This window comes from Geomonas anaerohicana (assembly GCF_016458305.1).
Taxonomy (GTDB): Bacteria; Desulfobacterota; Desulfuromonadia; order Geobacterales; family Geobacteraceae; genus Geomonas; species Geomonas anaerohicana.
Map to the genome: position 1 here is coordinate 287,014 of NZ_JAEMHL010000003.1, position 21,003 is coordinate 308,016.

Genomic DNA, 21,003 nt, shown 5'->3' on the forward strand with positions numbered 1-21,003 from the left:
TTACTTTTTGTCCAGCGGCGCCTGCAGCATGATTGCCAGGTCCCTGGCGTTTTGCGGTGCAGCGCCACCCATGTCGTTGTTGAAGTAGATAAAGACGTCCAGGCCGCGGCTCAAGTACTTCCTTATCCTGGCCACGTCCTTCTCCAGTTGTTCCTTGGTGTAGAACCCGTTGTAACTCCCCTCCATACCATGCCGCCTGATATAGACGAAGTCTGCCGTGGTCGGCGGCGCGTCTATGAATACCGGGTAGTCCGCCATGCATAGCGACACGTTGCGGTCGCGGCACAGGCTCACTACTTCGTCGGTAAGCCAGCTTTCGTTCCTGAACTCCAGCGTGTGCCTGCCGTGGTACGGCGCGACCTGGTCGAGGAAACCTTCCAGTCTCTTCAGGTCGACCTTGAACTGTGGGGGGAACTGCCAGAGTACGACCTGCAGCTTATCCTGCAACTCGCGGGTGGGCCCGAAGAATCTCGATAAGGCCGTTTCGATGTCGTGCAACCTCTTGATGTGGGTGATGTACCGGCTCCCTTTCACTGCGAAGGAGAAGTTGGGCCCGCTCTCGTCGTGCCAATGTTTGAAGGTAGCCGCCGTAGGAGTGCGATAGAAGGTGACGTTGAGCTCAACGGTATCGAAGACGGACCGGTAATGGTCGAACCACTCCTTGGTCTTCAGTTCGGTGGGATAGAAGTTGCCGCGCCAGTGGTTATAGCTGAAGCCGCTGCAGCCGAGATAGAGCTTTGCCATGATGATCCCCCTTCATAGACAAGCTGCGCACCATGCGACGTGACGGATTTTCATAGTTAGTTTTTTCAAACGTGGCAAGTATAACCGATGACTCTGCATGAGCCAGCTTCAAGTGGGAAGAGAGCAATAAAAAAGGCGGGACCTTTCGGTCCCGCCTTTGGTGTTCATCTGGTGCTGCCTGTTACATCTTGTGGCACTTGTCGCAGTCGCCGTTGGAGGTGAAGGCGTCCTTGCCGTTGTGGCATGCGCCGCAGGACTGACCTTTCTCCATGTCGCCCATGGTGTGGTGCTTGGCGCCAGCCTGCATCGGGAAGATCTTGTTGTGGCAGTCAACACACTTGTAGGCTTCCAGGTGGAACTCGTGGCTGAACTTCACTTCGCCGCCCTCGTTCTTGAAGATGACGTTGCCCGGCTTGTAGCCTTTGTGGCACTTGTTGCAATCGCCTGCTACGGAGAATGCCTCTTTGCCGTTGTGGCAGCCGCCGCAGGACTTGCCTTTGCCCATGTCGGCCATGGTGAAGTGCTTGGCGCCGGCTTTGAAGGCGAAGAGCTTGGTGTGGCAGTCTTTGCAGCTGAAGGCTTCGAGGTGGAAGTCGTGGCTGAACTTGGCGTCGGTCACCCCTTTGGCTTTCCAGGTGATCTCGCGCGGCTTCATGCCTGCGTGGCATTTGCCGCAGTTACCGGCCACGGTGAAGGCTTTCTTGCCGTTGTGGCATGCGCCGCAGGTCTTGCCTTTCTCCATCTGGGCCATGGTCACGCGGCCGTCTTTGCCGGTGATCACGGTGCCGTTGTGGCAGGCCTTGCAGCCGTCACTGACTTTGGCAAGGTGAACGGCGTGGCTGAACGTAGTCTGACCCAGGCCCTTGACCTTGAACTCTACGTTACGAGGTTTGCCCTTGTGACATTTGACGCAGCTCTTTTCATCGGCTACGCTAAAAGCCTTGATGCCGGTATGGCAGGCACCGCAGGACTTGGTCTTTTCCATTTCGGCCATGGTGAAGTGACGCTTCGCCTTAAGATCAAAGATAGCGTTGTGACAGATCCTGCAATTGTTGTTATATTTCAGCAGGTGCACATCGTGACTGAAGACAACGGCGTCCCCGTTCTTAAGAGGAAACTTGACGTCTTTGGTCTCCTTGGCAAAAAGCGCAACCGGCGACGCACAGACGATAAGAACCATAAGCAAGGCGAGGCGAAACTGCATGGTACACTCCTTCTGGCTGTTTATTTGCTATCACCTTAGGGCAATAGCCGGGTTAATATACACATCGCAAGGGTCATCGTCAATTCAAAACTATTGATTGTTTTTTATGTTTGGCCGATTTGGCCCTGTTGATAAGGAGGGAAGATGAAAACGATTTTGCTCTCCCTTTCGCTGCTTTCACTTCTGATACCCTCCGTAGGCCGCGCTGCTTTCTACCAGTGGACCGACGCCAATGGTGTCGTTCACTTCACCGATAACCGCAGCAACATCCCCAGGCAATATCGCGACAAGGCACAACGCGTCGAGGTGTCCGACAGCGCGCCGGTGACCGTGTCTCCCGGTGCCACTACACCCTCCCATAAGGCGCCTGCCGCGGGCGTGGAGCCGGGCGGACATAACGAGGGTTGGTGGCGCGATCGCTACAAGTCGCTGCGCACCGAGTTGAAGACGCTCCAGGACCAGCGCGCCGCCCTGGACCAGCAACTGGTCGAGTTGCGTCGCAAGCGCACCATCTTCCAGCGCGCCCGGGACCGGGTGGCGATCAACACCATGGAAGCACAGGTCTCCACCATCGACGCCAAGATCAGCGACATGCTGAACCGCATCGCCGCCCTCGACCTCGCCGCAGCCCAGGCCGCGGTGCCGCTAGAGTGGCGTCAGTAGCTTCCTCGCGCAATTTATTAGCGGTTGCGGGCCTAGTTAAGCTGTGCTATAAAAAACTGCCGCTTAACTAAGGGAGACTACCGATTATATGAACCAAATCGATAACATAATCGACAACGCACTTGCCGAGGACATCCACACCGGCGACATCACCACCCTCTCCGTGGTCGCCAAGCCGCGCCGTATGCGCGCCAGGCTGGTCGCCAAGGAGGAGATGGTCCTTTCCGGCATCGACGTGGCCCGCCGCGTCTTTGCAAGACTCGACTCCGACATCGTTTTCACCGCCCACTTCGAGGACGGCGCCCGTCTGGCCAAGGGTGACGTGATCGCCGTGATGGAAGGAAATGCCGCGACGCTCTTGCAGGGGGAGCGGGTTTCCCTGAACCTGTTGCAGCGGATGAGCGGGATTGCCACCCAGACCGCCGCCTACGTGAAGGAACTGGAAGGGACCGGTGCACGCGTCGTTGATACCAGGAAGACCACCCCCGGCCTGCGCGTGCTTGAGAAGTATTCGGTGCGGGTAGGTGGCGGTACCAACCACCGTACTGGCCTGTACGACGGGGTCCTCATCAAGGAAAACCATATCGCCGCAGCAGGCGGCATCGCCGAGGCGGTGCGTGCCGCGCGTGCCTACATCCCGCACACCCTGAAGATCGAGGTGGAGACCGAGACGCTGGACGAGGTCAAGCAGGCGCTCGAGGCGGGTGCCGACATCATCATGCTGGACAACATGTCCCTGGAGCAGATGACCGAGGCCGTGCAGCTAATAAACAAGAGGGCGCTGGTTGAGGCGTCCGGGGGGGTGAACCTGAAAACCATCAGGTCCATAGCCCTGACCGGTGTGGACATCATATCGGTCGGAGCGCTCACCCACTCGGTACGCGCGACCGATATTTCGATGCTGATGGAGGGCGTTTGAAAGACTCCGGGGTCGACGGCAGGATAATCGAGCTGTTCCGCTCCGGCGACGGGGTGGTTTCCGGCGCTGCGCTGAGCCGCCTCCTGGGTGTGTCGCGAACCGCAGTCTGGAAGCACGTCAAGGGGCTCCGCGCCAGCGGATACCTCATCGAAGCCGTCCCCTCCAAGGGTTACCGGTTAGTCTCTTCACCCAAAGTTCTCACCCAGTTGGATCTCTCCGCAGGCCTTGAAACCAAGAGGGTCGGCTCCAACATCATCTGTCTCAAGGAAACCGAGTCCACCAACAAGGTCGCCTTCACGCTGGCCGAGGAAGGTGCCGCGGAAGGGACCGTGGTCATCGCCGATGCCCAGAGCGCCGGCAAGGGGCGTCTCGGACGCATCTGGCTGTCCCCGCCGGGCGTCAACCTGTACTGCTCGGTGGTGCTGCGTCCCGCTATTGCGCCGATGGCCGCCTGCCAGCTCACCTTTCTCTCCGTGGTCGCCGTAGCCCGCGCCATTGAAAGCTGCACCACGCTGAAGCCGCAGATCAAGTGGCCCAACGACATCCTGATCAACGGCAAGAAGGTGGCCGGCCTTTTGAACGAGATGAATGCGGAGACCGAGAAGGTCAACTTCGTGGTGCTCGGCATCGGGGTGAACCTCAACCTGGACATGGCCTCGATATCGGAGTCGCTGCTGCGCCATCCGGCGACATCGCTTTTGCAGGAAGGGGGCGTCGAGGTGGACCGGCTCGCCTTCACGCGGGCGCTGCTGCTCGAGTTGGACAGGCTTTACGACGTGTTCCTGGCTGAAGGGGAAGCGCCGGTGCGGGCCGAATGGCTGGAGCGCTCCGCCATCAAGGGGCGCAAGGTCAAAGTGAGCCAGGGCGAGCGGGAATTCACCGGCATGGTGCAGGGGGTGGACTCCTTCGGCGCTTTGTTGGTGCAGCTGTCCGACGGCAAGGTCGAGACCGTCCTCTCCGGCGACGTCGCCCTTGTTTAAGATCAAAAGAAAAAGGCATTATTTAACGCAAAGACGCAAAGACGCGAAGAAACACTAACCCTTTTAGGGCCTTTAGGCTTTTGAAGTTCGATTCCAGTTTCTGGTTTTCTTTGCGCCTTTGCGGCTTTGCGTTAAAACCACGGTTTTGGTTTCAGGAGGTTCGGCTTGCTTTTGGTGATCGACGTCGGGAACAGCAACATCGTTCTCGGGATTTACGATGAGGAACGATTGGTTCAGGACTGGCGGGTTTCCACCGACAAGTCCAAGACCATCGACGAGTACGGCATCCTGTTCCACGACCTGTTCCGCCTGTCGGGCATCGTGTTCTCGGACGTGAAGGACATCATCGTTTCCTCGGTGGTGCCGACCCTGACCGGCGTCCTGGAAAAACTGGCCCGCCAGTACTTCAAGATCACCCCGTACGTGGTGGGACCCGGCATCAAGACCGGCATGCCCATCCACTACGACAACCCGAAAGAGGTGGGGGCGGACCGGATAGTGAACGCCATCGCCGGCTTCGAGAAGTACCGTTCGCCGCTTATCATCGTGGACTTCGGCACCGCCACCACCTTCGACTATGTCAACAAGAAGGGCGAGTACTGCGGCGGCGCCATCGCCCCCGGACTTGCCATCTCCATGGAGGCCCTGTTCCAGAAGGCGAGCAAGCTGCCCCGGGTGGACATCGCCCGTCCGCCCGCCATCATCGCCAAGAACACGGTGAACTCGATGCAGGCCGGCATCTTCTTCGGTTACGTTGGGCTCGTGGACGGTATCGTGCAACGCATGAAGGCCGAGGGGAAGGAAACCGTCAAGGTGATCGCCACCGGCGGGCTCGCCTCGCTGATCGCACCGGAGTCGACCACCATCGAGGCGGTGGACGAGTTCCTCACCCTGGAGGGGCTGCGCATCATCTACAAGAGGAACAAGCCGTAAAGTTGGATGAAGGGACTGGCTCCGTCAGGTGCCTGTCCCTCTAGCGGAACGCTCCTTTCTGCTCAGCCAGCTTCTCCAAGCCCCAAGGTCACAGACACCTGGCGGTGCCAGTCCCTCCTTGGCGGAGCGTTGTTATTGATCTCGTTCCCAAGGTCCACCTTGGGAACGCAAAGCCTCTCCGAAGTTCCAACTTCTCTCGGATGCAAAGCTGGAGCTTTGCGCCATATGGGGTTCCCAAGCTGGAGCTTGGGAACCAGGAAAAGCTGGAGCTTGGGAACCAGGAAAAGCTGGAGCTTGGGAACCAGGAAAATCCCCCCTGCCACCCCTTTGACAAGGGGGGGACGTGTGGGGCGTGCAACGCTTTGGGAATACAAGGCTGCTGCCAGGGGCGTTCTCAGTTGAATAGTAACAGTTGGTTCACTCGCTTACATGGCGGGTGAGGGAGGTACATCAAAATCCAGTGAGAGTTCAGCCAGGTAGTTGGTAGTTCGCTGTTTGTTTCGTTAGCTTTACTCAAGTCGGTTTCTCGTTGAAGCGTAGGTCATTCATGATCTTCATTCTAAAGGGAGGGCGTTATGGGAAGGTATGAAACGGCAAAACTGCGTAACCTCGGTATTGTAGCTCACGGCGGTGCGGGCAAGACCTCGCTGGCCGAGGCGATCTTGTTCGACACGGGCATGATCGACCGGCTGGGGCGGGTCGACGACGGCAGCTCCACCATGGATTTCGAGCCTGAAGAGATCAAGCGCCGGATCTCGATCACCTCTTCCCTGGACCACTGCGAGTGGAAAGGGCACTCCATCCACATAGTCGACACCCCGGGATACGGCAACTTCATCGCCGATACCCGCGCCTGCATGAGGACACTCGACTGCGCCGTCGTCATCCTCTCCGCCATCTCCGGCGTCAAGGTTCAGACTGAGGAGGTCTGGCAGTGGGCCAACCAGTTCGAGATCCCGCGCATCGCGTTCGTCAACAAGATGGACCGCGAACGGGCCAGCTTCCTGCGCGCCATCGACGACATGGAGAAGGCGCTGGGCGCACGCGGGGTTGCGGTGCAGATGCCCCTGGGCGCGGAGGAGAACTTCGAAGGGGTCATCGACCTGGTGCGCATGAAGGCCTACCGCTACACCAAGGACTTATCCGGTAAGTTCACGGAAGGGGAGGTTCCGGCGGAGTACCTGGACGAGGCCAAGCGCCTCCGGGAGATGATGGTCGAGACGGTCGCGGAGGCGTACGACGCCCTGACCGAGAAGTTCCTTGATGCCGGCGAACTCTCCGAAGAGGAGATCCTGGACGGCATCAGGGTCGGCACCATGCGCAGCACCTTCACCCCGGTATTCTGCGGCTCCGCTGCCATGAACATCGGCGTGGCGCAGCTCCTGGACGCGATCTGCGACTTCTTGCCCTCCCCCCTGGATCGGACGGCGGCGGTCGGGTTGGACCCCAAGAGCGAGCAGGTCATTGAGCGCGCTCCGTCGGAGAGCGAGCCGTTCTCGGCGCTGGTATTCAAAACCACCTCGGATCCCTACACCGGCAAGATCACCATCTTCCGCGTGTACTCCGGCGTACTCAATTCCGACTCCCTGGTCTACAACTCGACCAAAGGGGTCCAGGAGCGCATCGGGCAGATCTTCGAGCTGGAAGGGAAGAAGCAGCACCCGATCAAGCAGGCAGTGGCCGGCGACATCGTCGCGGTGGCCAAGTTGAAGGAAACGGTTACCGGCGACACGCTCTGCGACGAGGCCAAGGCGATCGTCTATGAGCCGGCCCAGCCGCTGCAACCGGTGATCTCCTACGCCATCGAGCCCAAGACCAAGAACGACGAGGACAAGATCCACGGCGCCCTGCAGCGCATGATCGAAGAGGATCCGACCATCGAGAGCCACCGCGACCCGCAGACCCGCGAGTTCATCATCTCGGGGATGGGGCAGGTGCACCTTGAAGTTGTGGTCGAGAAGTTGAAGCGCAAGTTCGGCGTCGACGTCATTCTGAAGACCCCGAAGGTCCCGTATCTCGAGACCATCCGCGGCTCGGCCAAGGTGCAGGGTAAATACAAGAAGCAATCCGGCGGGCGTGGCCAGTACGGCGACTGCTGGATCGAACTGTCACCGCTGCCGCGCGGCGAGGGGTACAAGTTCGAGGACAAGATCGTGGGCGGCGTCATTCCGCGCCAGTACATCCCCGCGGTCGACAAGGGGATCCAGGAGGCGGCCAAGGAAGGGTTCCTGGCCGGCAACCCTGTGGTGGACTTCAAGGTGGCCCTCTACGACGGCTCGTTCCACACCGTCGACTCATCGGAGATGGCCTTCAAGGTCGCCGGTTCCATGGCCTTCAAAAAGGCGATGGAGCAGTGCAAGCCGGTCCTTTTGGAGCCGATCGTCAATATGAAGATCACCGTCCCCGACGAGAACATGGGCGACGTGATCGGCGATCTCAACTCCAGGCGCGGCAAGGTGGTCGGCGTCGAGCCCAAGGCCAATTCGCAGATCATCAGGAGCGTGGTGCCCATGTCGGAGGTGCTTACCTACTCCAACGACCTGCGCTCCATGACCAGCGACCGCGGCATGTTCACCTCGGAGTTCTCCCACTACGAGGAGGTCCCGAGCCATCTGGCCCAGAAGATCATTGCCGAGGCACAGGATCCGAAGAACAACAACCACAAGAGTGCATAGCTGACTTACAGCTTGTCTGCTGCCCGGTCTCCCCGCGGAGGCCGGGCAGGCTTAATTTCGAATGTCATGACATGGAGGATGAGCCAGATGGCGAAGCAATTTACACCCGATGAAGATGAAACTGTAGATCCCAAGAAGAGTTCGCAACAGCGACTCCTTTTGCTTCTGCTGCTGCTCATTGCCCTTTTTGCTTACCTTTATTTCTTTACCGGGCTGATCAAGCCCCGCGAAGAGGCGCCTGCGCCCCCGCCGCCCGCGCCCGCACCGGCCGTGGTGAAAAAGCCGCTGCCGCCGCGCCCGCAGGGTGCCGCCTCTTCCGCACAGGCTCCGGCCTCCGGCAAGGCTTCGGCCGGCAAACCGGCCGCCGGTGCTGCCGCTAAGCCCGCTGAGACGAAACCCGCCCCGGCCAAGCCGGGTGAGCCTGCCAAGGCCGGCGAGGCCAAACCGGCTGCTGCCGCCAAGCCGGGTGCGCCCGCGGCACCGCCGGCCAACACGGCGGCGCCCGCTGCCAAGCCGGGGGCACCGGCTGCCAAACCGGGCGCACCGGCTGCCAAACCGGAGGCACCTGCTGCGAAACCGGGGGCACCGGCAGCGAAACCGGGCGCGCCTGCGGCGAAGCCGGGCCAGCCTGCAGCAGCTCCCGCTGCCGCCAAGGAGGCCAAGCCTGCCGCTGCGGCGAAAGAAGCAAAACCTGCCGGGAAGGAGGCCAAGCCGGCCGCCAAGGAAGCCAAAGCCGCGGCAGCGGGCAAGGAGGCGAAACCTGCCGCCAAGGAGGCCAAAGAAGCCAAGCCCGCCAAGCCGGCGGCCAAGCCCAAGGCGAAAACCGGTGCCTTTGCCCTCGAGCTCGACAGCGAGGTCGCCGAGAGCGAGGTGGCCTCGGTCACCACGAAGCTGAAAAAAGCCGGCGTGGCACCGGTGGTCACCACCAAAACCCACAAGGGCGAACCGATGCACCGCCTGTTCCTGGCCGACTTCGCCAATCGCGACGAGGCCGCCGAAGAGCTGACGCGCCTCAAAGGCGTGGCACCCAACGCCTTCATGCTCAAGGAAGGAGGCCGCTACGCGGTCTACGCCGGTTCCTTCATGAGGGAAGGAAAGGCCGCCGTGGAGCAGGACCGTCTCTATGACAAGGGGGTCCGCCTGGTGCTCAAGAAAGCGAACATCCCGGTAACGGTGGTGAAAGTCCGTGCCGGCAGCTTCTCCGATCCGACCAGCGCCGAGAAGGCGGCAGCAAATCTCAAAAAGACCGGCCTCACTGCCAAGGTCGTCAAGGTAGGGAAATAAACCAGGTGTCGAAGGTAACCTTCAGGATTTCTGCGGCGGCGGCCCCGTACATCGGGGCCGACAAGCCCAGGGAGAACCGGATGGAAGCCGCTGCAGGGCGGGTGGCGCTCCCGCCGGGCGACCTGGTGCTGTTGCTGTACTACCTCTGCCACGATCCGGACCAGGAGGTGAAGCAGCAGGCGATGGGGACGCTGCGTTCCCTGCAACGGCCGATCCTGGAGCAGGTCCTGTCCGATGGCGAGCTCCATCCGCAGATCCTCGACGCACTGGTTCAGCTGCATGGCAGGAAGGCTGAGATCGCGGCGCTGCTCGCCCGGCATCAAAACCTCAGTGAAAAGGCGGCTGCCTTTCTCAAGGCGCAGGGCTTCGCTGTGGCGGCTGCTCCCCAAGCCGCACCGCCGCATGCGGCGCCCCACAAGGAGCACGACCTGGACGAGGCCGATGAGAAGATCGGTCCCGATGCGGACGAACCGATCGACGAAGAGGAGTACCAGTCCAAGTACCAGATGGCCCAGTCGATGGGGGTGAGCGACAAGATCAAGATGGCCATGACCGGGGACAAGGAGTGGCGCGCCATCCTGATCAAGGACAACAACAAACTGGTCTCCGGTGCCGCCATCAAGAATCCGCGCATGACGGAGTCGGAGGTGCTCGGCATCGCCAAGTCCCAGATCCAGAACGACGAGGTGATCCGCGTCATCTGCGCCAACAAGGATTGGATCAAGAACGCGCAGATCAGGAAGGCCTTGGTGGAGAACCATAAAACTCCTCTGCCCAACGCGCTCCGCTTCCTGGGGACGCTGGGGGAGAAGGATCTTGCCAACCTCGCCAAAAGCAAGAACATCAACAGCATCATTGCGACGCAAGCGCGCAAGATCTTGCTGAGCAAGAAGGAAAATAGGTAATTCAGGGGGATCTCGAATGGCTCTGGTCAACCAGGCAAAGCGTGAAATCAACGCGAAGATAGTCTTTTTCGGCCCCGGTCAGGCAGGTAAAGGTACCGGCCTCAGGCATGTCTTCAATAAACTCAAGCCGGAGTTCCGCGGCGCGCTGAAGGTGATGAGCGTGCAGGGCGCCCGCATGCTGTTCTTCGACTTCACCCCGCCCGGTGACGGCAACGTCGACGGCTTCCGGGTCCGTTTCCACCTCTACACGGTGTCCGGGCCGCTGGTCGATCCGGCGGCATGGAAGATGGTGCTGAAGGGGGCCGACGGCCTGGTGTTCGTGGCCGACTCGGCGCCGCAGCGTCTGGCCGACAACCAGGCCTCGTTGGGGCAGCTGGTCGAGTACCTGAAGGGGTACGGGCAGAGCCTGACCACCATCCCGACCATCCTGCAGTACAACAAGAGCGACCTGGCCGACGCCGCTTCCCTGGCTGAGCTGGAGCAGCAGCTGAATTCGTCCCGGCTGGTCAGCTTCAAGACCAACAGCCAGACCGGTGAAGGTGTACTGCAGGGGCTGATGGCGCTGGTAAAAACCGTCCTGACCGGGCTGCGCGCCAAAGGGACCGAGGCCATCGCCAGCAACGAAGGGCTTCAGCAGATGGTGGAACCGCCGGCAGCCGCGGCCCGGCCCGCTGCGGAGGCCCCGGCTGCGCCCGCGCCCGCTCAACCGGCCGCTGCCGTTTCCGGGCCCCTGGTTGCGTCGGCAACGCCGTCTGCAGCGGCGGCACCCGAGGAAACCCCGCTCTCACTGGAGATCGCCGGTGACCCGGTGGCGACGGGGGATTTGGTCCGGGTGCCCCTGACCATTCGCAGCGGCGACCGGGAAAAGACCGTGGTGTTGACCCTGTCGCTCGGCCTTTCCGAGGAATAGCGCTTGGGGCCCGAATTCGACATTTACCTGCTGTGCCGGCTGCTGCTTGCCTCGTTCCTGGGTGGACTGATCGGGCTGGAGCGCGAGATCCACGGCCGTCCGGCCGGGTTCCGGACCCACCTGCTGGTCTCGCTAGGGTCGTGCCTGTTCACCATCACCTCCATCGAGATCTACCGCATCTTCGGTAACTTCACCGGCGGGCCGGTCGGGGTCGACCCGGGGCGCGTGGCCGCCCAGGTGGTTACCGGCATCGGTTTCCTTGGCGCGGGCGCCATCATCCGCGAGCGCGCCTCTATTCGCGGGCTCACCACTGCCGCCTGTCTCTGGGTCGCCGCTGCTCTTGGCGTTGCCTGCGGCATAGGTCTGTTCTGGCTTGCCGTTTCGGTCACCCTGGTGGCCTTGGTGAACCTGTTGCTGCTGAAGGAAGTTGAGAAACGGTTGTCGCGCGACACCTACGTGCTGGTCAAGGTGTGGGGTGAGGATCGCGCCGACTTCGTGACCCGCGTCTACCAGACGCTCAGCGGCGCGGGCATTGAGCGGGTAGAGGCCAAGTTGCAGAAAGACATCGAGCATGGCGTGATGTTCATCGAGTTCCAGGTAAAACAGCCCAAGAAATCCAGCTCGTCCGACCTAATGGCGCGCCTGAGCGCAGTGGAGGGGGTCAAGAGGATCGGGATCGACTGATCCTCGACAACCCCTCCTTTTTTAAAGCAAGTAACTAAATGAAAGGAGAACAGAGCATGGCGGAACTGAAAGGAAGCAAGACAGAGAAGAACCTGCAGGAAGCGTTCGCCGGCGAGTCGATGGCACGCAACAAGTACACCTACTACGCGGCGGTGGCCAAGAAGGAAGGGTACGAGCAGATCGCGGCACTGTTCCTCGAAACGGCCGACAACGAGAAGGAACATGCCAAGCTGCACTTCAAGGCGCTCTCCGGGCTCGGCGACACCATCACCAACCTCAAAGCAGCGGCAGCAGGGGAGTACGCCGAGTGGGTCGACATGTACCCGCGCATGGCGAACGAGGCCCGTGAAGAGGGGTTCACTGCCATCGCAGCCATGTTCGACGGCATCGCCGCCATCGAGAAGGCGCACCAGGAGCGTTACAAGGCGCTGCTCGCAGCGGTAGAAGAGGGGACCGTCTTCAAGGAGGAAGCCCCGACCAGCTGGAAGTGCCGTAATTGCGGCCACATCCACGAGGGGACCGATGCCCCAGACATGTGCCCGGTCTGTCATCACCCGAAGGCGCACTTCGAGCGTCTCGCTGAAAACTACTGATCTGTCGGGGTGGGGGAAAGTCCTCTCCCTCACCCCCTGTTCCGCTCCATCCCCGTTGGGCCTGCCTCCACGCTGCGTGCAGTTCATCCAAGACAGCAAAATTCCTTGTATACGGCAGACTTTACGTGTTATGATGCGGCGGTTTCTCATTAGCAAAGGAGGCTTGCATGGCAATCATCACAATTTCCAGGGAGATGGGTACAGGCGCCTACGCCATTGCCAAGGAACTGGCAAAGAAGCTCAAGTACACCCTCGTTGACCGGGTGAAGATCGAGGAGTTGGCCCCCGCATACGGCCTGACTCCCGAGATCCTGGAAAGGGTGGACGAGAAGCCGCCGTCCTATCGTACCGCCGAAGACCGCCTCCAAGCCGCGCACCTTGCCACCATGGAGCTCATCCTGCTTGACTGCGCCAAAAAGGGTAACGTGATCCTCTACGGAAGGGGAGCGCAGGACCTCATCAAGGTGCTGACCAATGTGCTGAGGGTTCGCTTCATAGCGCCCTTCGAAGACAGGGTGGAAAAGTTTGCCGAAAGGGAATGGATCGATCCGGATCTCGCTCGCGAACTGATCAGGAGGAGCGATCACCAGTTGGGCGGCTTCATTCATTTCTACTTCAACCGCGACTGGAACGATCCCCTGGCGTACGACCTCATATTCAACACGGAAGTTTCCACTTCCCACGCCATGATCGAGGCCATCATTGCCGCCTCCAAGGATCCCCGCCTCAAGGAAGGTGAAGAGGAGTCCATGGCGCTGCTCGAGGATCTGATTGTCGCCAAGAGGGTAGAGGCCGAACTGCTGAAGTCGTCGCTGGCGCGGGCTCTGAAGTTCTGCATCAGCTGCGAGGACGGGGTCGTCACCCTTGCGGGTCACGTGCAGACCGAGGAGGAGATCGAGGAAGCCATCGAGCTGGCCCGGTCCGTCGAAGGCGTCACCGACGTCGAAAGCGATCTGGATGTGCTGAGCTACAAGCCGGTGAAGGACTAGGGCTAAGGCTAAGGCTTAGGCTAAGATCAAGATCAGGAGTAAGCGTAAGAATAACAAAGGGGCTGGAGCGAGGAATACACCTCATCTCCAGCCCCTTTTTCCTGGTTCCCAAGCTCCAGCTTGGGAACCCCATATGGCGCAAAGCTCCAGCTTTGCATCCGAGGGAAGTTGGAGCTTCGGAGAGACTTTGCGTTCCCAAGGCGGACCTTGGGAACGAGATCAAGGTTCGTTAAGGTTAAGGTTAAGACAGAAGGGGCTGGAGATGAGGTGTAATTCCTCGCTCCAGCCCCTTTGTTTTTTGCTTTATCTGAGCCTGCTACGCCCGTTGTTTTTGAGCCCGCTTCAGCGCCTCGACACAGCTGTAGGGTATGGCCATACTCCCCTTGCCGGTGCCCATGTTGATCCCTTCCTCGATGCCGTGGTAGTCGGAACCGCCAGTCCAGATAAGGCCTTTCTTCTCTGCACTGGATACCAGGAACGCGCTTTCCTGCTCATTGCAGACGTTGTTGAAGGCCTCGACTCCGGCGAGCCCCATGGCGCAAAGTTCATCGATGATGCGGTTAAGCGTGTCACGGTCGTTGGTGATGGTGGTGGGATGGGCAAGCACCGCCACGCCGCCCAGCCTCTGCACCGTTGCCAGTGCCTCTTCCATCGGAAAGTACCGCTTGGGGACGTCGCACGGGAGCAGGTAACGCACGAAGGCGTCCTGCATGTCCCTGGCATATCCCTTGCCCATGAGGACCTGCGCGATGTGAGGGCGTCCCAGCGCCCCTCCCGCCAGTGCAGCCGCTTCGGCGCTGGAGATGGGGGCTCTTCCTTCTATTGCCAGCTTCTCGTTGATGCGCCCCACGATCGCCTCGCCGCGCGCCTCCCTGCGGTCCCTGAATTCCTTGAGGATCAACTGCAATTGAGCATCGCGGTGGTCGAGGAGGTAGCCGAGCAGGTGGACGTCTTTAAACGAGCTGTAGGCCACCGAAAACTCCAATGCGGGCAGCACCTCCACGCCGGCGGCTGCGCCTGCCGCGAGCGCCTCGTCGATGCCGTCCACCGTGTCGTGGTCAGCCAGCGCGATGGACTTGAGCCCCAGCCCTTTGGCCATGGCCACCAGTTCGGTGGGGGTGCGCACCCCGTCGGAAAACGTCGAATGTAAATGCAGGTCTACCAGTTCTCTCATGTGTGCCTCTCGAATTTGATCAGGCCATTATAGGGGGTTCTCACGTTTGTGCAACAGTTAAGGACGCAGTTAGCTGTTGCCTTGACGGGGACCATCTTGTATAAGGAAGCATTACTTTTGGGAACGACAGAGGTGTGTGTGGCAAAGAGCAAGGGGATGGCAGGTGCGGTATTCGCTCTGTCGACGTTTATCATAGGGGGGCTTCTCACTTTTACCGGATTGGGGCTCATAGCATTTATGAAGAACCAGGATCTGCTAGGCTGGGGCGAAGGGCGCAGTATCGGCATTCTGCTGGTCTGTGTCGGGCTTCTTGCTTCCATCATGGGCGTGCTGGTAATGCGTGTGATCACCAACAGGTTGTAACATGAGGGATGACCAGATCCACCAGGCGATAGCGATCCTCACCGAGGCCGTCAAGGCGTGGGTGAGTCCCGCGGTGACCATTGTCGCCACCCAGGGCAAGGATCCTTTCAAGGTGCTGGTCTCCTGCATCCTCTCGCTTAGAACCCGCGACCAGGTTACCGCCGAGGCATCGGCCAGGATTTTTGCGCTGGCGGACACCCCTGAAAAGATGGCCCGCCTGGATGTGCCGCAGGTCGAGGCCGCCATCTACCCGGTCGGCTTCTACCGCGTCAAGGCCGAACAGATTCTCGAGATTTCGCGCTCCTTGTGCGAACTGTATCGTGGCGCGGTGCCGGATGATCTGGAAACGCTGTTGAAGTTCAAGGGGGTAGGGCGCAAGACGGCCAACCTGGTGCTCACCCTCGGTTTCGGCAAGCCCGGTATCTGCGTCGATATCCACGTGCACAGGATCTGCAACCGCTGGGGTTACGTCAAGACCCGCACTCCGGAACAGACCGAATTCGCACTGAGAGAGAAGCTGCCGGCTGAGTACTGGATCATAATCAACGATCTTCTGGTAACTTTCGGGCAGAACCAGTGCACGCCGCTTTCACCGAAATGCTCTACCTGTCCGTTGTATGATCTCTGCGATAGGGTGTCAGTTACCAAATCAAGATAAAACAGTGTTGCACAAACTGGCTCTTTGAGTATAATGGGGCCTTGAGTTTTTTCAGTTAAGCAAAAATGCTATCCGCTGATGCCAAGCATCAGCCACTCTGGGGGGATTATGCTTAAGAAGATAGGTTTCGTCGGTCTGGGCACCGTCGGTGTTCACATGGCAGCTAACCTTGCCAAGTCGGACTACCAATTAACGGTGTTTGACCAAGACGCAAATGCGATGGCTGAGCTTGCCAAGCTGGGCGTGAAAGTCGGCGATTCGCCGATGGCGACCGCCAAGGGGCAGGACCTGGTCATCGTGATCGTGCCGGAGAGCAAGTACCTGGTCTTTGGCGAGAACGGCGTCCTGGAAGGGATCGATCCCGGCACCATCCTGGTCGACATGGGCACCCACTGCCTGGAGACCATCGAGCGCATGGCCGAAGAAGCCAAGAAGCGCCGCGTCATGTTCCTCGAGGCACCGGTCTGGGGGAGCAAGGAGCATGCGGCCAACGGTCTGCTGACCATCCTGGCCGGCGGTGACGAGGCCCTTTTGGGGCGCTGCCGCGAGCCGTTCTCCTATTTCGGCCTCAATATCATCCACATCGGCAAGATCGGCGACGCCACCCGCATGAAGCTCATCGTCAACCTGCTGCAGGCCGAGATGATGCAGTCGCTTTCCGAAGGTCTGGTTTTCGGCGAGAGGATGGGCTTCAAGCCGGACAAGATCCTCGAAGTGCTCGACTCCGGCGGGGTTGCCTCGCCGCTGTTCCACTCCAAGGGGCGCTCCATCGCGCGTGGCGACTTCAGCCGCAACCTGGCGCTCAAGTACGTCGACTCGCAGATGCGGCGCGTGCTGGAGATGGCCGAGAAGCTGGAGCTCGACCTGCCGGCCGCGAAGACCGTTTCCGCCATTTACGATCAGGCCGTCCAGGACGGCAGGGGCGAGGAAGACTTCTCCGCCATCGTGAAGCTGCTGCGCAAGTAATTACGTTCCGATACCGCTGCCAAAAGAGGCGCCCCCAAAAGGGCGCCTTTTTTTTGTCCTGTAGGGGCGAATAATCATTCGCCCTGTTTGCTCGAAGGGGCAGGCTCCGTAGGTGCCTGTCCCTTTAGCGGGACGCTCCATTCCGCTCGGCCCCTTTACCTAAACATTAAGGGGCCAGGCACCTAGCGGAGCCAGTCCCCCCAAGCGCCGCCTGTGCCCTAGCGTTCCCCCCTTTGCGAAGGGGGGATAGGGGAGGGGCCTCGCCAGCACGGCGCATCAAAGGCGGGCGAATGATTATTCGCCCCTGCAGGCGGGGGGGTAACACCTCCTTCGCTTTCTACCTGCCGCTGAAAATGAAAAAAAATTGTGTGTACAAAAAACTTCAAGCTGCAGTAAAAATAGATATTCAATTTTTCGAGCACAATTGAAGCGGTTTTAGTATGTGCTAATTGTTGTTCAGGTGCAGTAATAACAATTAGCACTTTTCACTGTTACGGTTATCAAAACTCAATATAGTACTGTATAAGCCGTGACATTATTACTACTACAGTAGTAATGGGAGAACTATGGGGAACACGAGAAACAAGAAGCTTATGTTGTTGGGCCTGTCTTTGAGCTTTTTGGCCGTCGCTGGTTACGGCTTCTATTCCTGGCAACAATCACATGCGGACCATAGCAGGCAGATCAGCTACACCACCTTCATCCAGAAAGTTTCCGCCGGCAACATAGCCAAAGTGAGGATCGTCGGGGACGAGATCACTGCTCACGCCAAAAACGGAGAGCAATTCAGTCTCTTTCTTCCGGCCGGAGCCTACCTGGGCGACTTGCTCATCGCCAAAAAGGTCGATTTTTCCTCCACACCTCCTTCCGGCGGACCGAATTGGTTCGAAATCGGGTTCCTGGTCGCCATAGGCATCTTCCTGTTCGCCATCCTCAGGCGTTTTACCGGCATCGGTCGAAGCCGCGCCCGCATGGTCGACTACTCCGAATCGACCACCCGTTTCGGAGATGTGGCCGGCGCCGAGGAGGCCAAGGCGGAACTGCAGGATACGGTCGAGTTTCTCAAGGATCCGGAGAAGTTCTCTACCTTGGGCGGCAAGATGCCCACCGGCGTGCTTCTCGTGGGTCCTCCGGGCACCGGCAAGACCCTGATCGCCAGGGCGGTGGCCGGTGAGGCCGATGTTCCCTTCTTCTCCATCTCAGGTTCCGAATTCGTGGAGATGTACGTCGGCGTGGGCGCCTCCCGGGTCAGGGACCTGTTCGCCCAGGCCAAGAAGGCAGCGCCGTGCATCGTCTTCATCGACGAGATCGACGCGGTCGGTCGCAAGCGTGACGCCGCCGCGGGGGGCGGCGCCAGCGACGAGCGGGACCAGACGCTGAACCAGCTGCTGGTCGAGATGGACGGTTTTGAGGTCAATTCGGGGATCGTGGTGCTCGCTGCCACCAACCGCCCCGAGATCCTCGACGACGCGCTGCTGCGCTCCGGGCGCTTCGACCGCCAGGTCACCGTGGGCTCGCCCGACATCAGGGGACGCGAAGCGATCCTCAAGGTGCACGCCAAGAACGTCCCGCTGCACGACGAGGTCGACCTGATGGTGATCGCCCGCGGCACCCCTGGCTTCTCCGGCGCCGATCTGGCCAACGTGGTCAACGAGGCCGCCATACTCGCGGCGCGCTCCAACAAGGGTGTCGTGGAGATGATCGACTTCGATCTGGCCAAGGACAAGGTGCTCATGGGCGCCGAGAAAAAGTCCATGGTCCTCTCCGACAAACTGAAGCTTTCCACCGCGTACCACGAGGCGGGTCACGTGCTGGTCGCCAAATTGACCCCGGGTTCCGACCCGGTGCACAAGGTGACCATCATCCCCAGGGGTAGGGCGATGGGAGTGACGGTGCAGATCCCCGAAGACGACATCTACTGCTACACCAAGGAGATGCTGGTCGCCCACCTCAAGGTACTCATGGGCGGACGCGCCGCCGAGGAGCTGATCTACAGCACTACTACCACGGGGGCGGGCAACGACCTGGCGCGAGCTACCGACACCGCGCGCAGGATGGTCAGCGAGTGGGGCATGTCGCGCGCCTTCGGTCCGGTCGCTTTCGGGCACAACGAGAATACCGATAACGGCGGGAAGAAAGGCTTCAGCGACGTCACCGCGCGGGAGATGGACAACGAGATCCGCTCCATCGTTAGTGGCTGTTACTCCGACGTCGTGACACTGTTGCAGGAGCACATGGATGCCCTGGAGCGGCTGACTCGGGAACTGGTAGTCAAAGAGACCCTCGACGCTGCCGAGATCGACGCCATCCTTGGTTTCGGCGACAACAGCGACGAGCCCATATCCGCAGCAGCCTGACACCTCTGTCCCACATCAAACGGGGGGGCGGCGCGCTCTACACCAAGCGCCTGTCCCCCCTCACTTTTCCCGCCAGCAGCAAAAGCTTGCCCCCCCAGCCGATCGATGTTATGAAAGAGCCTGGCTTTGGCCGATCAGAATCGAGGAGCACCCGATGACCAATAACGACGTCTTTCGCAGATTGCGCTACGCGCTTAACCTCAACACCCAGGCTGTCGTGGAGGCATTCCGGCTTTCGGACGTGAAGATGGGGCAGGCGGACATTACCAGCCTGGTCAAGAAGGACGATGAGGAAGGGTTCCGCGAGTGCGGCGATGACGTTCTGCAGGCCTTCCTGGACGGGCTGATCGCCTTGAAGCGGGGCAAGCGCGAAGGTGCGGAGGACAAGGCGGCAGCCACACCGGAGCAACTGACTAACAACGACATCCTCAAGAAGATCCGTATCGCCCTGAGCCTGAAAGAGGACGAGATGCTGGCGATCTTCAAGCTGGCCAAGTTCCCGGTTTCCAAGTCCGAGCTGAGCGCGGTGTTCCGTGCCAAGGGGCAGGAGAACTACAAGCCCTGCGGCGACCAGATGCTACGCAATTTCCTCAAGGGACTGACCATGAAATACCGGGAAGGTGCCTAGAACTAAAGGCTGAAGGGAGGTTCGCTTGGACCGTCACGAAGTCAGAGAGGCCGCCGTCGCGGACGGAACTGCCGAAGCCGAAGCTGCTGCTGAAGCTGCCGAAGCTGCCGAAGCTGCCGAAGCTGCTGCTGCGAAAACTGCCGAAGTTCTCGACCCGGCTGTCATCGCCCGCGGCCTCGCCGCTGTGCGCAAGCGCCGCTGGTGCCTCTGGATCGTCCTCATCGTTTACCTGCCCACCATGTACCTGACCCAGAAGATTACCCATTCCTTCAGCGGATCCATGCCGGTCTTTTTCTGCTGGTTCGCGGTTCTGCTTGGCGTCATGTTCTATTCCGCCACCGCTCGTTGTCCTCGCTGCCGCAACTACTACCATATGCACGGCATGATGTTACTTTACCTGCGCAAGTGCCTGCACTGCCAACTCCCTCTCACCAACGACAAGGGCGACAAACTCTAAGGAGGGGTTGCTCCCTTTCCCTGGTTCGTTTCACTGTATGCCCTCTGCGCCCTGTCCACCACTGACAGTTCCGTCTCGAGCTCGTACAAGAGACTGTCCCCATCCACGCCGCTTTTGCGTATGAAAACCTCCATGTCCCTCACCCCTTGCTCGCTCAACTCCCGGGACAGGTACCCATCGATAGCCTCGATGTCGAACTCGAAGGCGCGGTAGGCGCGCTGTACCGCTTGCCCTTGCTCGGCTATGGGCTCGAAGGCGTCTCCCAACTCCATGCGCGGCAGTCGCGCATTCCGCGAAAGCCTCGGGTAACGACACTCTCCAGCCGACTTTTCCGCTTCGACCAGGTAGGAGTTCCCCTGGTAATGCATGCCGTTAGCGTGTTGCACCAGCTTTTCGCCAGCGCCGGTCATGGTGTCCACCTCTTCCCGGAAGGCCCGGTAGGCCCGCGGCAGGTCGGCCGCGTCGGCGAACCTGACATCATCGAGCGCCTTACGCGTTTCCTGTGTCTTTAGCTGCGCGTACTGCAGATCGTCCTGTATCGTCTGCAGTGATGCGCTACTCCCTTGCCGCGACCCGCCCCACCACGACGTGCATCCCGTCAATGAAATCCCAATGAAGACTACTGCCAGCCAACCGAGAGAGTGGGGTGAGTTCAGTTGTCTCATGACAGGCTCCTGTTATGCTATTGCGATTGGTTAATCGTACTTAATGTGCAGCGGGTGTCAACGCAGCTGGCGGAACAATATCCCGGCAGCCGTCCGGACCGCGCCAGCAACGACTATTGCCAACAAGGCGCTGCCGGATCCTGCGGTTTTTGGTAAAATGAGCATACTTATCTCACCTGCTAATGAGACTGGACGCGATTCAATTAGAGCTGTGTTTGCCGTATTCATTGGTAATCAGCAGCGTGGAGGAGA

21 protein-coding genes are annotated in these 21,003 nt (G+C 60.0%); 17 read left to right on the forward strand and 4 right to left on the reverse strand.

Going from position 1 to position 21,003, the window contains the following annotated elements; genetic code table 11:
- Positions 1-744 (reverse strand): DUF72 domain-containing protein, encoded by a 744-nt coding sequence (locus JFN91_RS07635; protein ID WP_199388609.1) that lies wholly within the window; start codon positions 742-744, stop codon positions 1-3.
- Between the two features lie 181 nt (positions 745-925).
- Positions 926-1,948: a cytochrome c3 family protein gene (locus JFN91_RS07640; protein WP_199388610.1), complete on the reverse strand. Its 1,023-nt coding sequence runs from the start codon at positions 1,946-1,948 to the stop codon at positions 926-928.
- 144 nt (positions 1,949-2,092) lie between these two features.
- Here JFN91_RS07640 and JFN91_RS07645 point away from each other — a divergent pair, with 144 nt between their 5' ends.
- The 11 genes from JFN91_RS07645 to JFN91_RS07695 all read left to right on the forward strand — a co-directional run bounded on the left by JFN91_RS07645 (position 2,093) and on the right by JFN91_RS07695 (position 13,483).
- Positions 2,093-2,611, forward strand: coding sequence for a DUF4124 domain-containing protein (locus tag JFN91_RS07645; RefSeq protein ID WP_199388611.1), 519 nt, complete (start codon positions 2,093-2,095; stop codon positions 2,609-2,611).
- A gap of 88 nt (positions 2,612-2,699) precedes the next feature.
- Positions 2,700-3,530 (forward strand): carboxylating nicotinate-nucleotide diphosphorylase, encoded by an 831-nt coding sequence (gene nadC, locus JFN91_RS07650; RefSeq protein ID WP_199388612.1) that lies wholly within the window; start codon positions 2,700-2,702, stop codon positions 3,528-3,530.
- Positions 3,527-4,510: a biotin--[acetyl-CoA-carboxylase] ligase gene (locus tag JFN91_RS07655; RefSeq protein WP_199388613.1), complete on the forward strand. Its 984-nt coding sequence runs from the start codon at positions 3,527-3,529 to the stop codon at positions 4,508-4,510. Before nadC ends, JFN91_RS07655 begins: the two co-directional genes overlap by 4 nt.
- 165 nt (positions 4,511-4,675) lie before the next feature.
- Positions 4,676-5,443, forward strand: coding sequence for a type III pantothenate kinase (locus tag JFN91_RS07660; protein WP_199388614.1), 768 nt, complete (start codon positions 4,676-4,678; stop codon positions 5,441-5,443).
- Positions 5,444-6,018: 575 nt separating this feature from the next.
- A complete protein-coding gene (gene fusA / locus JFN91_RS07665; protein WP_199388615.1) occupies positions 6,019-8,118 on the forward strand; it encodes an elongation factor G in 2,100 nt (699 codons plus the stop codon).
- An 87-nt stretch (positions 8,119-8,205) separates the two neighbouring features.
- The gene (locus JFN91_RS07670) at positions 8,206-9,402 is read left to right on the forward strand and encodes an SPOR domain-containing protein (protein ID WP_199388616.1); all 1,197 of its coding nucleotides are present in this window, start codon (positions 8,206-8,208) and stop codon (positions 9,400-9,402) included.
- 5 nt (positions 9,403-9,407) lie between these two features.
- On the forward strand, positions 9,408-10,307 hold the full coding sequence (locus JFN91_RS07675) for a hypothetical protein (RefSeq protein ID WP_328746174.1): 900 nt from the start codon (positions 9,408-9,410) through the stop codon (positions 10,305-10,307).
- A 16-nt stretch (positions 10,308-10,323) separates the two neighbouring features.
- A complete protein-coding gene (locus JFN91_RS07680; RefSeq protein ID WP_199388617.1) occupies positions 10,324-11,217 on the forward strand; it encodes a GTP-binding protein in 894 nt (297 codons plus the stop codon).
- Positions 11,218-11,220: 3 nt separating this feature from the next.
- Positions 11,221-11,901 carry an MgtC/SapB family protein gene (locus tag JFN91_RS07685; RefSeq protein ID WP_199388618.1) on the forward strand — a complete coding sequence of 227 codons (681 nt, stop codon included), beginning with the start codon at positions 11,221-11,223 and terminating at the stop codon, positions 11,899-11,901.
- A 56-nt stretch (positions 11,902-11,957) separates the two neighbouring features.
- Positions 11,958-12,494 carry a rubrerythrin gene (gene rbr, locus JFN91_RS07690; RefSeq protein WP_199388619.1) on the forward strand — a complete coding sequence of 179 codons (537 nt, stop codon included), beginning with the start codon at positions 11,958-11,960 and terminating at the stop codon, positions 12,492-12,494.
- Between the two features lie 167 nt (positions 12,495-12,661).
- Positions 12,662-13,483 carry a cytidylate kinase family protein gene (locus JFN91_RS07695; protein ID WP_199388620.1) on the forward strand — a complete coding sequence of 274 codons (822 nt, stop codon included), beginning with the start codon at positions 12,662-12,664 and terminating at the stop codon, positions 13,481-13,483.
- A gap of 316 nt (positions 13,484-13,799) precedes the next feature.
- Here JFN91_RS07695 and JFN91_RS07700 read toward each other — a convergent pair whose 3' ends face one another.
- Positions 13,800-14,657, reverse strand: coding sequence for a PHP domain-containing protein (locus tag JFN91_RS07700; protein WP_199388621.1), 858 nt, complete (start codon positions 14,655-14,657; stop codon positions 13,800-13,802).
- Positions 14,658-14,795: 138 nt separating this feature from the next.
- On the opposite strand from JFN91_RS07700, the gene JFN91_RS07705 reads away from it, so the two are divergent.
- The 6 genes from JFN91_RS07705 (at position 14,796) to JFN91_RS07730 (ending at position 20,086) form a co-directional block, all read left to right on the forward strand.
- Positions 14,796-15,020 carry a hypothetical protein gene (locus JFN91_RS07705; RefSeq protein WP_199388622.1) on the forward strand — a complete coding sequence of 75 codons (225 nt, stop codon included), beginning with the start codon at positions 14,796-14,798 and terminating at the stop codon, positions 15,018-15,020.
- Position 15,021: 1 nt separating this feature from the next.
- Positions 15,022-15,678: an endonuclease III domain-containing protein gene (locus tag JFN91_RS07710; protein WP_199388623.1), complete on the forward strand. Its 657-nt coding sequence runs from the start codon at positions 15,022-15,024 to the stop codon at positions 15,676-15,678.
- Positions 15,679-15,786: 108 nt separating this feature from the next.
- Positions 15,787-16,644, forward strand: coding sequence for an NAD(P)-dependent oxidoreductase (locus tag JFN91_RS07715; RefSeq protein ID WP_199388624.1), 858 nt, complete (start codon positions 15,787-15,789; stop codon positions 16,642-16,644).
- A gap of 566 nt (positions 16,645-17,210) precedes the next feature.
- Complete coding sequence (gene ftsH / locus JFN91_RS07720) at positions 17,211-19,001, forward strand: ATP-dependent zinc metalloprotease FtsH (RefSeq protein WP_199388625.1); 1,791 nt, start codon at positions 17,211-17,213, stop codon at positions 18,999-19,001.
- Between the two features lie 154 nt (positions 19,002-19,155).
- Complete coding sequence (locus tag JFN91_RS07725; protein ID WP_199388626.1) at positions 19,156-19,629, forward strand: YehS family protein; 474 nt, start codon at positions 19,156-19,158, stop codon at positions 19,627-19,629.
- 25 nt (positions 19,630-19,654) lie between these two features.
- Positions 19,655-20,086 carry a hypothetical protein gene (locus tag JFN91_RS07730; RefSeq protein ID WP_199388627.1) on the forward strand — a complete coding sequence of 144 codons (432 nt, stop codon included), beginning with the start codon at positions 19,655-19,657 and terminating at the stop codon, positions 20,084-20,086.
- Here JFN91_RS07730 and JFN91_RS07735 read toward each other — a convergent pair.
- A complete protein-coding gene (locus tag JFN91_RS07735; RefSeq protein ID WP_199388628.1) occupies positions 20,083-20,688 on the reverse strand; it encodes a hypothetical protein in 606 nt (201 codons plus the stop codon). The genes JFN91_RS07730 and JFN91_RS07735 overlap by 4 nt on opposite strands.
- Between the last annotated feature and the right edge of the window lie 315 nt (positions 20,689-21,003).